Consider the following 11,810-nt stretch of genomic DNA (forward strand, 5'->3'; position numbering starts at 1 on the left):
TCAAGGTGTTTAGGGCTTTTTACTTTCCTGTAAATACGTATTGGTTAATTACTATACAAACCTAAGTTTTCTTTTGCATAGGCTTCAAAATCGGTAAACCCACCAATATGCGTTTGATCTAAGAAAATTTGTGGCACAGTAGGGCAAGGTTTGCCTGCTGACTTTTCTAAATCTGCTTTACTTACACCTTCTTTGATGATGTCTACGTAGCGATAGTTAAAATCGTCACGCTCTGTTTTTAAACGTTCAGCAAGTTCTTTTGCACGAACACAGAAAGGGCATCCTTCACGACCAAAAATAACTGTAAACATATTGAATTCCTCGTTGATGATTTTGTTTAACTGCAACTAAGTTTAGAGGAATTTATAAGAAGTAAAAGTTGATTAATTGAATCAAATCCATCAATAAAAGTGATGATGTCTAAACAAAGAGCTTATAGTAAGTGTTATGTTCTATACACAGTGGCTTTTTAAACAGGCTCTGAATGAGGTAGCACAAGCTATAGGTTTGAAAATGTTCTCAGATAGGGCTTACCGAGAAATGGCAAGCCCTTGGGGGGTCGAAAACTAATTTAAAAGCGATATTAGAAAGTCACGCTAAACCCAATAGATGGGCGCATTTCAAAGTCATCGGTTTCTTCTTCAATATATAAGTCATTTACTGACTTCACTTTTTTGTAATCTAGATCAATGCTACTCACATTGTCTTGGCCGTATGCGTTCATCAGTTCCAGAATAAGCTTACCGTCTAGGCCAAACACGCGTGTTTTACGTTCAAAACGTATGTCGAGTCTGTGGTACAGATCGTGACGCTCTGAGAATGGTTCGCCATAAACAGGTAAAAAGCGATTATCGAAGTCAGGGTTTTCTCTCACGCCAACAATCGGTGTATAAGCTTGCCCACTGCGTGCCGTAAAATTAAAGCCGCCTTGCCAAAGTTCATTAATTTCGTAGTTAAACACTGCATTGAATACAAAAGGGGTATCAGCATAGTAATCACGCGTGACATTATTTCTTAAATCCGTACGCTCACTTTTCGCATAACTAAATGCCAGCCAGCCATACCAGTTATCGGTTTTGTTTTTATTGATCAGAAAGTCAATACCATAGGCTCGGCCTTCAACATCATTGGCATATAGGTTTTGCGCATCAGGCGCGTTATCCGCAATGGCAAGTGGTAAATCGTCCATGGTTTTGTAATAAGCTTCAACAGACCAAGACCACTCATTTTCAAGTTCTTGTGCGAAACCTAGTGTCGTGTGATTTGCTGATTGTGATTTCAAATTCGGGTTACCGACTTCAGGCAAAATATAGTCAATGTCTTGCTGACGATTATATTGCCCAAACTTGGCTGTGACGGTACTTGAATCAGATAAGTAATAGTTTAAAGCAAGGCGCGGCTGTACAAAGTTTTCATCGGTGAGCTTGTTATGCTGAAATTGCACGCCAGTTTCTGTTTGTAGCTTGTCGTTGATTTGCCAAACATGGGTGACACCCACAAAACCACTATCAGCACCAGCAGTCTGTTTACCTGAAATACGTTCCCCTTTTTTCAGGTCGCAATCAGGGTCAAGCTCAGTACATAGGTATTGGAAGGAGTCATATTTATATGTAGTTTCGTTGTCGTAAAAGCCAACATCGGTCACGAGTCTGTGTTGGTTATTTAAACGGTAATTCAACTGCGCTTTTAAGGTGGTTTGTTTTTCTGATTCTTCTTCAAAGTAGCCATTCGTTAAAGTTGCACGTTTGCCATATTCAAGTCGACCAGAATGATCTAAAACCCCTAATCCAATTCTGAAGTGATAGTTTTTATTGTAGTGATCCCATAAGATATTTTGGCTGGTGAACTCACGGATAAATCGTGCATCGCCCTGAAATTCAGGTGTCTTTTGTGCAAGTTCAGCACGTTCATTAAAGCCTGCTGCGGCTGAGTCTTCTGCACCAGTGAAATTAAAAGTTAGGGTATTATTGGCATTGATATCCCAGAGCCATTTACCTTGATAATCATGGTCATCGGGCGCATCATTGATTGTTACCCCCGTTAATTCGCCGTCATCATCTTCAAGTTCTTCTCCTTCTGAGAAAAATAGCGGCAGAGTACTTTTTCGAGCTGAAAAATAAAATGCGGTATTCTCTGTGGCTTGACCTTCAACAAATACACCGGCATTAAACATCGAAAAATCTAGGGTAGTGGTAATCGGCTGATATTTAGGGTTGCGTAATGTTACGTCAAACACTGCGCCAGTGGCGTTGCTGTAACCTGCGCCATAACCGGCTGAGTAAAGCTGGAAATCCTGAATAATATGACGATTAAAAATAGAACTACCAAAGTCATGGAAGATATAGCCTGCAGGCATAAAGTCTACTTCGAAGATATTATCACTGGGCGATGAGCCCCTAACTGCGGGCTCGCTCATTGAACCGCCTGCCGCGACAACGCCTGGGAGTGCATAAACGGCTCTTAACGGATCGCCAAGGGCACCGGGCATTTCAATCAACTTTTCAGTGTCTTCGGTTATTTCACTGGTGATACTGCTGCGTTTATACAGTACTTCAATGTGCTCCATTTCTTTGTTCTGTGACTTTTGCTCATCAGCATGAGCTGACAGTGAAATGGCTAAAAATAGCGGTGAAAACTTAAATAGGGTAGTTGAAAATGCGCCGAGCTTGTTCATTTGGAGTCCTTGTTGCAAGCTGAGTTTGTATATGTTGGCGACTAGTTTAAGGAGATAAGTTGTAAGTGTGTTGCGGGTTTAGGTAAGAAAGTGTAGAAGTGCGTCTACACTTTCTTACAAAAGCATTCTCTTAAAAAATATATTTACAAACGCGCTCTTAAGCCAAGCTCTGTCGAATACCCAACTGAACGTTCAGTTATTTTTAGATTCTCATCAATCACATAGTAAGTCGGATAGGCTTTCACCTTAAAGTTGGCCGCAATTTGGTGATTACCCATCAGCACTGGCATGCTGAGGTCTAAATCTTGTGTGAAGGCTTCAACTGCTTCTTTTGAGTCATAATCTAGTGCAATGGCAACGGCATTGAGTTTTTGTTGTTCATGAAGCTTATCTAAGTTTGGCATGCTGAACTTACAAATGCTGCACCAAGGTGCAAAGAAGTAAACCACAGTTTGCTGACCAGCGAGTTCACTTAAACTGATCTGTTTTTGCTCATTTTCGAGTGTGGGTAATGAGAAGTATGGTGCGAGTTGCTCACCATTATCAGCTAACATACCTAGCTCTTGGTATGCAGTGACGGCAATAAATATTATGGCAAAAACGGCTAATTGAAGTACTTTTTTTATCATTAGAGAAATATATTGGTCCTTACTAACTTAATAGACCCGACGTTAACACCGAAAATTACAGATAGAAACTGAAAACATGTTTCTATCTGTTTCAATGGCTAAAATCCCGCATATTTCATTTTACAGAATGCTACTCACCTAAATAACGTTTGGCCTTTTGAGGTTTTATTTTCTCTAAATCAACCAACACGAGCCCATCAATACAATTACTAAAGTCGGGGTCGACGCTAAAACACAGGAAGTTCACGCCGCCGTCTTCGCACAATTCTGTATATTGTTTAAATAACGTAGGCACTTGAGCGTCCATATTGGCAAGAATATGCTTAAGCTCGCTAAAATCTGCTTTGATATTATTACCTAAAAATAGCTTCTTATAATTCTCTTGTTGAACGCTGTCTAAACGATATTTGTGTTTAGCAATAGCATGTTCGGGTAAATGGCCAAAATAGTGCTGATAGTGATATACCAGCATGGCTTTGGCTTCTTCAGGCAAGGCATTCGATAGGCTCACCGCACCAAATAAATAACGGTGTTCAGGGTAACGTTTTACAAATGCACCTATGCCATACCAAAGGTAATCTAAGCTTTTTCGCCCCCAGTATTTAGGTTGCACAAAGCTGCGGCCAAGCTCCAATCCGTGCTCAAAGTATGGCTGCATTTTATCGCTGTAATCTACTAAGGTATCTGTGTACAAGCCCTCGCGACCTTGCTGATCGAGTACTTTTTTAGCACTGGCAAGACGATACGCGCCAACTAACTCGAGCTGATTAGGATCCCATAAAATAAGATGGGTGTAATGCATGTCATATTTATCTATGTCTCTACGTTTGCCAGTCCCTTCACCAACAGCTCTAAATGCATGCTCACGTAATCTACCTAACTCTCTAAAAATGACTGAGCTACCCGTGTAATGATAAAGATAAATTTGCATACCATCTTGCGTTTCGCCAATACGCTCACAGGCCTCTAGGGCGCTCTTTAAGGCTTTTTTACACTCTGGAGGCGCAACTGGTGTTTGTGTGGTGAGTGGCAGTGATTTTTTAGAACCAATACGATAAAGCTGTTTGCGTATAAGAGCGACCATCTCTTTATCTTTGACATTATTGTGCAGGTAAGACTCAGGCGGTATGCATGCACCGATTTCGAACTCTAAAAATTTTTGGCGCTGTTTAAACATTTCTTTAACCAATAGCAGGCTGGCTAGAGGCTTGTAGATCATGGAAGTACCATAAAATAAAGGGCTATTTTTGGCTTTGATATGAATTGGCAAAATAGGGCAGTTAGCTCGTTTAGCCATTCTTAAAAAGCCACTATTCCACTTACAATCTTTGACGCCTGTGGGGCTTAATCGAGAGACTTCGCCAGCAGGAAAGATCAATAAAGCGCCACCTTGTTTGAGGTGTTTATGGATGTTGCTGAGTTCTTGTTTACGACTTGTGCCAGATAAATTATCAACTGGGAGTAATAAAGAGTGCATGGGGGTTAGCGACATCAGCATCCGATTTGCAACTACTTTTAAATCGCCTCGTACCTTGCTGATAAGTTTAACTAGAGCGAGCGCATCTAAAGAACCGATAGGGTGATTTGCGACTATCACAACAGAGCCTTCGCTCGGTATATGCTCAAGTTGCTTGGTGGTATAACGGGCATCAAATTCAAGTTCGTCTAGTACTTGCTCGACAAACTCTAATCCTTGCAAGTGCGGGTAGGTATCTGCAAACGCCACAAATTCTTGCTCATGAAGTAAATAACCTAAGCCTTTTTTTACTAATCCTTTTACTTTTGGGGACTTTTCTAGCTGGGGTAAATTTGCTTCGATAACCTTATCGACACTGATCATAGTAAATCTCAACTCTAAGTGTTTTTTGTAGGTTAAAAACAATGTGTGACAAGGCTGTTGCAAATTTACGGTGCTTTTATGACAACCGACATTGTTTTATGTTTCTAATAAATCCCTTACTTGAGTCTTAATTGTTAGGCCAATATGATGACCAACAAATTGCTTTATTAGGAATACCAAATGTCAGTTTTAGTCTGTGTCACAGGTCGTAATAACGACAAACTCCTTGCTGAACTCAGCGCACAGTTACCCAATGTTAAAATATATGAGTGGCCGCACTGCGAAAACTTAGCAGAAATCGAATTTGTATTGGCTTGGAAAGCGCCAGAATCGCTTTGGGACCAGTTACCAAATTTAAAAGTGGTGCAGAGCTATGGTGCGGGGGTTGATGCGATTGACTTAAATCTTATTCCGGAACATGTTCAAGTCACTCGTATTGTAGATACACAATTGGCAGAAGATATGGCTGAATATGTCTTAGCCCATACTTTGGCGCACAAGCTCCGTATTAAAGAGTACCTAATAAAACAGCAGCAAGGGCAATGGAAGCCAAAGCGAGCGCATTCTACTCAGCATGTGGGCATTTTAGGTATGGGAGAGTTAGGACTAAGTGTTGCGAACAAGCTGACTAATAATAACTTTAGGGTCAGCGGATGGTCTCGTTCTGAAAAGCAAATAGAGCACATTTGTCATTTCCATGGTGACGCTCAGCTATCTGATTTTCTTAAAGAGCTTGATGTATTGGTGTGTTTATTACCTTTAACTGCACAGACAGAAGAAATTTTGAATTTAGATTTGTTTAAGCTGTTACCAAATAATAGCCTGCTAATTAATGTTGCTAGAGGTAAGCATTTAAATGAATCTGATTTACTAACAGCCCTTGAACAAGACGAAATTGCAGCTGCAGTATTAGATGTATTTACCGAAGAGCCCTTACCTAAATCGCATGCATTTTGGTCTCATCCCAAAATAACCATTACACCACATTGTGCGGCTTTAACTCAGCTCAAAACGGTTTGTGAACAAATTGCAGATAATGTCAAAGCACAACAGGCAAACACACAATTAAGTAATTTGGTGTGCAAACAAAAAGGGTATTAAAAGGTAGGAAATAAGTATTGGAAAGTATAGAGCAGATTTATTCTCTCATGCCTTTCACTTACTGTATAAAAAAACACCTTGTGTGATTTTTATACTTTCAGTAGTTTAGATAAAAAAATAATAATAAACAGGGTAATACAATGCGTGACAGCCAAGGTGGAGTAAAATTTTCTTTCGTTTTTATCTCAGTCATTCTTTTGGCAATTTCGGCATGGTTTACTCAAGCTAAAGCGACAGAGCTGCCGGAGTATGGTAACTGTGTCGCTCATGAGGAGGTCAACGCTTAGCGTGTTGCTCTCTGTTCTCTAACTTTTTCTCATCACTTTTAGTTAATAGTACATAGGTGGAGCCAGAACCACCGTGACATTTTAACGCACTGTGAAATGCTAAGACGATAGGCATTTCTTGTAACCACTTATTAGTATAGCTTTTTAAAATGGCTGGGTGCGGTTTGCTGTTTAAACCAATGCCATGTCTTATCAGCAAGACACGAATACTTCTTTGCTGACAATCGGTAATAAAATCAAAGAGCGTTTTTCTGGCTTCTCGAAAAGTTTTGCCATGTAAGTCTAATGTGGCATCGATTTGATATTTGCCTAAGCGCAGATTTTTAAACACACCATGTTGTACGCCACTTTTCTTAAAGCTCAGCAAATCATGCGGATCAAGTAAATCTACGTATTCGGTGGAAAGATAATTTGCATCAAACTCTAACTCTTGCTCTGCGGCTTTACGCTTCTCAAGTTGGCTAAGAGTAGGAGAGTTCTTTTTCTTTTGTAGCTCTATTTGATTGTCTTTGGCTAGCGGGGTGACATCACCCATTGAAGCCATAAACAATTCTTCATCTGTCATCGCCATACGTCACCTCAGCTTTAGCATTGAAGATATGGCGATGATTCTAGCCTAGCCTAAAGGAATTGGCTACAAAGAGAATTAAAAGGCTAGGTTAATAATATGTTAGTCGGTATGACTCAATTTAAGTTGTCCGAAAGTGTACACTTTGAATAGATAAAATGTATTAATCATTATCAGACTTAAATTAGACACCACACTGGTACTCATCAGATCAAAACTAAACGATAAAAATAACAAGCTACATGCGGCCAATGCGGCAACGCGTAAAGTAGTTAAGTGATTGATAAAAAAGGCTCCAGCACCTAAAAGTAGAAGCACAATATTTAACAACAAGTCGAGCTCGTTTGGCATGGTCTGTTTGGGTTCCTGTGGTTGGTTAAAGGAGCGCCATTATGGTGTTAGTTTGACCACGCTTCAAACGAGTATTTTTATAGTTTTCAGATTAGTTATTCTAATTCGAAATGAGCACCTTTAAAGCGCTAAAGAAACCTTCTTTTTTGATGATTTGATACTTTTGGCAAGTATCAGGGTCGTGCTTATTTATACACAAATAGAGTGTGTTTTTATCTAGCGCAGGTCTTGGATGCAATGATGAATCAAATATGACAGGGTCAAGACCTGGCAGGGCTGACCAATAGACACTAGTAGCAACCACTCCAAGTTTTTCATAAGTAATCAATTGTGGTTTAGGAAAAACAATAATTAATAATGCAATAATGCCAAAAGTTATCCAGCGTTTGATGCCTTTTTGTTTTGGGGGGGTATTGAGTTGGGGTTGGGCTAATTGTGCTTGTGCCATTGCGGCTCTTTGTTGTTGTGGAGAGATACGTTTTTTCTTTTGACTACTTTGTCGCTTTTTTTGCTGTGGATTAACTTGCCCTAATAAAGATTGTTTTTTTGATTGATTAGACATTCGTTTTGTAGCCTTTTATTTGCATGTCTCTATAATGATTCTATGATTTAATCATAGCCTAAATTTATTCGGCAGCATATGGAAAGGATGATTATGGATCAACAGATCTCAATACTTATAGTGGATGACGTGGGCACAGTTCGCAGTTTCTTACATCAAACATTGATGCACCTGGGCATAGACCATGTGAGAGAAGCCTCTACTGCGACACAATGCATTACCGCATGCGAAGAGCAACATTTTGATATTGTGTTTTTAGACATCGAATTACCTGACGGTGACGGTAAAGAGCTGATCGCGGAGATTAATAAAATTAACGAAAATATTAATGTTGTAATGGTATCTGCCCATTCAACAGTTGATAATGTTAAAGATGCGATTGAAAGAGGGGCAAAAGGGTTTGTGGTTAAACCGTTTTCGCCGAAGAAGATCGCAGCGATGCTGAAGAAGTTTTATCCTGAATTGGAGCTTTATTAATATAAAGCTTCTTATTTCCTTTCTTTAAGGCAAAAAAAAACCGACTTAAAAGTCGGTTTTTTCATTCAAAAACAAATTATAGTGCTTTGATTTTAGCAGCTAAACGGCTCTTATGACGAGCAGCTTTGTTTTTGTGGATAAGACCTTTAGTTGCGTAACGGTCTAAAACTGGAGTTACAGCAGCGAAAGCTACAGTTGCAGCCTCTTTGTCGCCAGCTTCAATAGCAGCTACAGTTTTCTTGAATAGAGTACGCATCATAGAACGACGGCTTGCGTTGTGCTTACGACGCTTTTCGCTAGTAATAGCGCGTTTTTTTGCAGACTTGATGTTAGCCAAGGTTTGCTCCTAACAATCTTAAAATAAGCTTAATTTAAAGGCCGAGGAATATGCCTGTTTTATTCTCAAAAGTCAATAAAAAATGACCACCCAGCCTTTTCCATTTGGGTCATATTGGCCTGAATGTACTAAAACCATGGTTTTAAGTTGCATAGCGCTAGTTGCAACAGGCACAGAATCAACAAAACCATAACACCTTATAGCTTTGTGATTGTTGCGAGCGATTGTATCAAATCTATAACTCGACACCTAGTATTAAACGAAAGATATTTATAAATAGTCACATGTTGACGTTCAATGGGGGCATAAGTCTGTGGCATAATCTGTCAGTTATATGTTTTTGGGAGTAAATTTGTGGCAAAAGGGTTATTTAAATCAGGCATGATTGTTAGTGCCATGACGATGATTTCACGCGTGATGGGACTAGTAAGGGATGCTGTTGTTGCAAATTTACTTGGTGCTGGACTTGCTGCTGATGTGTTTTTATTTGCGAACCGCATCCCAAACTTTTTAAGACGATTATTTGCAGAAGGCGCATTTGCTCAAGCATTTGTGCCTGTACTATCTGAGATAAAAGAAAAGCATGGTGACGATAAAGTAAAATTGTTTGTTGCTCAAGCCGCGGGCACTTTAGGAACCATTTTACTGATAGTGACCATTCTCGGTGTAATTGGCTCACCCGTCATTGCGGCGTTATTTGGTACAGGCTGGTTTATTGACTGGTGGCAAGGAGGCGAAAATGCTGAAAAGTTTGAATTAGCGAGTGGATTATTAAAATTTACCTTTCCATATTTGTTCTTTGTAAGTTTGGTTGCACTGAGCGGTGCTGTTTTAAATGTGTATAACCGCTTTGCCGCAGCGGCTTTTACCCCCGTTTTATTAAATATCTCTATTATTTGCTGTGCGATTTTATTACATGATGTCTTTGATGTGAGTGCTTATGCTCTAGCTATTGGAGTATTTGTTGGTGGCGTAGCACAGCTGTTATTTCAAATTCCTTTTCTTTTGCGTATTGGTATGGTGAATAAGCCTGTGTTTGCTTGGCGTTCACCTGAAGTGACGAAAGTACGTAAGTTAATGTTACCCGCGATGTTTGGTGTTTCGATTTCTCAAATTAACTTATTGCTAGATACCATCATTGCTTCATTGTTAGTAACAGGCTCCATTGCTTGGCTTTATTATTCAGACAGACTAATTGAATTCCCATTAGGTTTGTTTGGTATTGGTATTGCGACAGTTATTTTACCCGCATTATCTAAACTACATGCCACTGAAAAGTCTGAAGATTTTCAGAGTACTTTAGATTGGGGTGTACGTTTTGTTCTATTTTTAGGCTTCCCTGCTATGGCAGGGTTGATGGTAATTAGCCCACTTATTATCTCTGTGTTATTTGACCATGGTGCTTTCTCTGAGGGGGAAGTCGATCACGTCAAGGCTGTTAGTATGGGCGTTGCGGCCTACTCGGTTGGTTTAGTCAGTTTTATGTTAATTAAGGTGTTAGCGCCAGGGTTTTATGCTCGCCAAGATACTAAAACGCCGGTCAAGATAGGTATTATTACGCTTGTTTTGAACATGGTATTTAATATCATGCTCGCCCCATTCATTGGCTATTTGGGGTTAGCTTTAGCAACTTCTTTATCAGCAAGTTGTAATGCGTTTTTACTTTATAGAAAGCTAAACCAGCAAGGTGTATATCAGTTCTCTTCTTTTAGCCTATGGTTTGCATTGAAATGTATTATGAGCGCTATACTGATGGCGGTACTGGTTTATTTTATTGCCCAGCAATACACATGGCAAAGCTGGAGCTTGATTGAGCAAATCACGTTACTTTGCGCTTTACTGGCAGTCGCTATGGTAAGTTACTTCGGTGCCCTTTTTGCGTTTGGGGTGCGATTAAAGACCATAAAAGAAGCCTCGGCTTAATGCTCAACCTAAAGCATAGAATGAGCCTTAGGTTAAGGCTATCTGATTATTCGCATTTTCAAGCAACTTGGGTATAATCTGGCACTTTGAATAAATTGGTGGTGAAGGCTTTTATTTCATGCAATTAATTAGAGGCATCCATAATATTAGAGCAGAACACGCTGGCTGTGTGCTGACGATAGGTAATTTTGATGGGGTGCACCTAGGTCATGTTGCTGTTTTAAAAGGCTTAATACAAGATGCTGAACAGTATGGATTACCCAGTACTGTGATGTTGTTTGAGCCGCAACCGCAAGAGTTTTTTGCCAAAGACAAAGCGCCGGCACGCTTAACACGACTAAGAGATAAACTTGCTCTACTAGATAAACTCGGCATCGATAGAGTGATTTGCGTTAAGTTTGATAAAGAGTTTGCTGCAATGGATGCCGAACAGTTTGTTCGAAGCGTGTTAATCAAAAAACTTGGCGTGAAAGCACTCACAGTGGGTGATGACTTTAAGTTTGGCAAAAACCGTCAAGGCGATTTTGATATGTTGAGCGCAATTGGCGCTGAATTAAATATGCATGTCAAAAGTACAGCCAGCTTACGCCGTGATGATTGCCGTGTAAGTAGTACTTTAATAAGAGCGGCACTTGCGCAAGGTGATTTAGATTCTGCGCACCAAATGCTGGGTCATACTTATGCGATTTCAGGTCGTGTGATCCATGGCTGGAAAAAAGGCCGAGAGCTGGGTTTTAGAACTGCAAATATTGCACTAAAACGCCAAGTGATCCCTGTACAAGGGGTGTTTGCTGTTAAAGTCTATTTAGACAACCGCGTATTGAATGGGGTGGCAAACATTGGCACAAAGCCAACGTTAAATGGCACGAAAGCACTATTAGAAGTGCATATATTTGATTTTGATGAAAATGTTTACGGACGTTTTCTAAAAGTGGAGCTGGTTAAAAAGCTCCGAGATGAAAAAAAATTCGAGACATTGGCCCAGTTGACTGAGCAAATAGCAAGTGATGTGGCTGACGCACAACAATGTTTTACTATTAAGTAGCCGATACGGAAACTAG

The 11,810-nt window shown here is 39.9% G+C and carries 13 protein-coding genes; 5 read left to right on the top strand and 8 right to left on the bottom strand.

Annotated features, from left to right (window positions below):
• Window positions 1–44: 44 nt before the first annotated feature.
• From PP2015_RS04290 to olsF, 4 genes are all read right to left on the bottom strand, one after another.
• Window positions 45–311 carry a GrxA family glutaredoxin gene (locus PP2015_RS04290; RefSeq protein WP_058029105.1) on the bottom strand — a complete coding sequence of 89 codons (267 nt, stop codon included), beginning with the start codon at window positions 309–311 and terminating at the stop codon, window positions 45–47.
• A 272-nt stretch (window positions 312–583) separates the two neighbouring features.
• Window positions 584–2,674 (bottom strand): TonB-dependent receptor plug domain-containing protein, encoded by a 2,091-nt coding sequence (locus tag PP2015_RS04295; protein WP_058029106.1) that lies wholly within the window; start codon window positions 2,672–2,674, stop codon window positions 584–586.
• A 143-nt stretch (window positions 2,675–2,817) separates the two neighbouring features.
• Window positions 2,818–3,303, bottom strand: coding sequence for a TlpA family protein disulfide reductase (locus PP2015_RS04300; RefSeq protein WP_058029107.1), 486 nt, complete (start codon window positions 3,301–3,303; stop codon window positions 2,818–2,820).
• A gap of 130 nt (window positions 3,304–3,433) precedes the next feature.
• Entirely contained in the window at window positions 3,434–5,143 is a 1,710-nt protein-coding gene (gene olsF / locus PP2015_RS04305) for a bifunctional ornithine lipid synthase OlsF (RefSeq protein WP_058029108.1), read from the bottom strand.
• Window positions 5,144–5,323: 180 nt separating this feature from the next.
• On the opposite strand from olsF, the gene PP2015_RS04310 reads away from it, so the two are divergent.
• Complete coding sequence (locus PP2015_RS04310) at window positions 5,324–6,244, top strand: 2-hydroxyacid dehydrogenase (RefSeq protein WP_058029109.1); 921 nt, start codon at window positions 5,324–5,326, stop codon at window positions 6,242–6,244.
• A gap of 140 nt (window positions 6,245–6,384) precedes the next feature.
• Entirely contained in the window at window positions 6,385–6,531 is a 147-nt protein-coding gene (locus PP2015_RS21995) for a hypothetical protein (protein ID WP_169792714.1), read from the top strand.
• Here the strand turns inward: PP2015_RS21995 and smrA are convergent.
• The 3 genes from smrA to PP2015_RS04325 form a co-directional block, all read right to left on the bottom strand.
• Window positions 6,521–7,102: a DNA endonuclease SmrA gene (gene smrA / locus PP2015_RS04315; protein WP_058029110.1), complete on the bottom strand. Its 582-nt coding sequence runs from the start codon at window positions 7,100–7,102 to the stop codon at window positions 6,521–6,523. The two genes, PP2015_RS21995 and smrA, sit on opposite strands and share 11 nt — an antisense overlap.
• Before the next feature lie 99 nt (window positions 7,103–7,201).
• A complete protein-coding gene (locus PP2015_RS04320) occupies window positions 7,202–7,450 on the bottom strand; it encodes a hypothetical protein (protein ID WP_058029111.1) in 249 nt (82 codons plus the stop codon).
• Window positions 7,451–7,550: 100 nt separating this feature from the next.
• Entirely contained in the window at window positions 7,551–8,012 is a 462-nt protein-coding gene (locus tag PP2015_RS04325; protein ID WP_058029112.1) for a hypothetical protein, read from the bottom strand.
• A 93-nt stretch (window positions 8,013–8,105) separates the two neighbouring features.
• Between PP2015_RS04325 and PP2015_RS04330 the strand changes: the two genes are divergently transcribed.
• Window positions 8,106–8,489 carry a response regulator gene (locus PP2015_RS04330; RefSeq protein ID WP_058029113.1) on the top strand — a complete coding sequence of 128 codons (384 nt, stop codon included), beginning with the start codon at window positions 8,106–8,108 and terminating at the stop codon, window positions 8,487–8,489.
• A 76-nt stretch (window positions 8,490–8,565) separates the two neighbouring features.
• Here the strand turns inward: PP2015_RS04330 and rpsT are convergent, their stop codons facing one another.
• Window positions 8,566–8,826, bottom strand: coding sequence for a 30S ribosomal protein S20 (gene rpsT / locus PP2015_RS04335; RefSeq protein WP_058029114.1), 261 nt, complete (start codon window positions 8,824–8,826; stop codon window positions 8,566–8,568).
• Between the two features lie 354 nt (window positions 8,827–9,180).
• On the opposite strand from rpsT, the gene murJ reads away from it, so the two are divergent.
• The gene (gene murJ / locus PP2015_RS04340) at window positions 9,181–10,749 is read left to right on the top strand and encodes a murein biosynthesis integral membrane protein MurJ (protein WP_257720521.1); all 1,569 of its coding nucleotides are present in this window, start codon (window positions 9,181–9,183) and stop codon (window positions 10,747–10,749) included.
• A gap of 118 nt (window positions 10,750–10,867) precedes the next feature.
• On the top strand, window positions 10,868–11,794 hold the full coding sequence (gene ribF, locus PP2015_RS04345) for a bifunctional riboflavin kinase/FAD synthetase (protein ID WP_058029115.1): 927 nt from the start codon (window positions 10,868–10,870) through the stop codon (window positions 11,792–11,794).
• The last annotated feature ends 16 nt before the right edge of the window (window positions 11,795–11,810 follow it).

This window comes from Pseudoalteromonas phenolica, from assembly GCF_001444405.1.
Taxonomy (GTDB): Bacteria; Pseudomonadota; Gammaproteobacteria; order Enterobacterales; family Alteromonadaceae; genus Pseudoalteromonas; species Pseudoalteromonas phenolica.

What these genes read in the sequence shown, in the direction of transcription:
- PP2015_RS04310 (WP_058029109.1), top strand. Translation starts at nt 5,324, where the DNA reads ATGTCAGTTTTAGTCTGTGTCACAGGTCGTAATAACGACAAACTCCTT.
- olsF (WP_058029108.1), bottom strand. Translation starts at nt 5,143, where the DNA reads ATGATCAGTGTCGATAAGGTTATCGAAGCAAATTTACCCCAGCTAGAA.
- PP2015_RS04330 (WP_058029113.1), top strand. Translation starts at nt 8,106, where the DNA reads ATGGATCAACAGATCTCAATACTTATAGTGGATGACGTGGGCACAGTT.
- PP2015_RS04295 (WP_058029106.1), bottom strand. Translation starts at nt 2,674, where the DNA reads ATGAACAAGCTCGGCGCATTTTCAACTACCCTATTTAAGTTTTCACCG.
- PP2015_RS04300 (WP_058029107.1), bottom strand. Translation starts at nt 3,303, where the DNA reads ATGATAAAAAAAGTACTTCAATTAGCCGTTTTTGCCATAATATTTATT.
- PP2015_RS04290 (WP_058029105.1), bottom strand. Translation starts at nt 311, where the DNA reads ATGTTTACAGTTATTTTTGGTCGTGAAGGATGCCCTTTCTGTGTTCGT.
- PP2015_RS04320 (WP_058029111.1), bottom strand. Translation starts at nt 7,450, where the DNA reads ATGCCAAACGAGCTCGACTTGTTGTTAAATATTGTGCTTCTACTTTTA.
- PP2015_RS21995 (WP_169792714.1), top strand. Translation starts at nt 6,385, where the DNA reads ATGCGTGACAGCCAAGGTGGAGTAAAATTTTCTTTCGTTTTTATCTCA.
- ribF (WP_058029115.1), top strand. Translation starts at nt 10,868, where the DNA reads ATGCAATTAATTAGAGGCATCCATAATATTAGAGCAGAACACGCTGGC.
- smrA (WP_058029110.1), bottom strand. Translation starts at nt 7,102, where the DNA reads ATGGCGATGACAGATGAAGAATTGTTTATGGCTTCAATGGGTGATGTC.
- PP2015_RS04325 (WP_058029112.1), bottom strand. Translation starts at nt 8,012, where the DNA reads ATGTCTAATCAATCAAAAAAACAATCTTTATTAGGGCAAGTTAATCCA.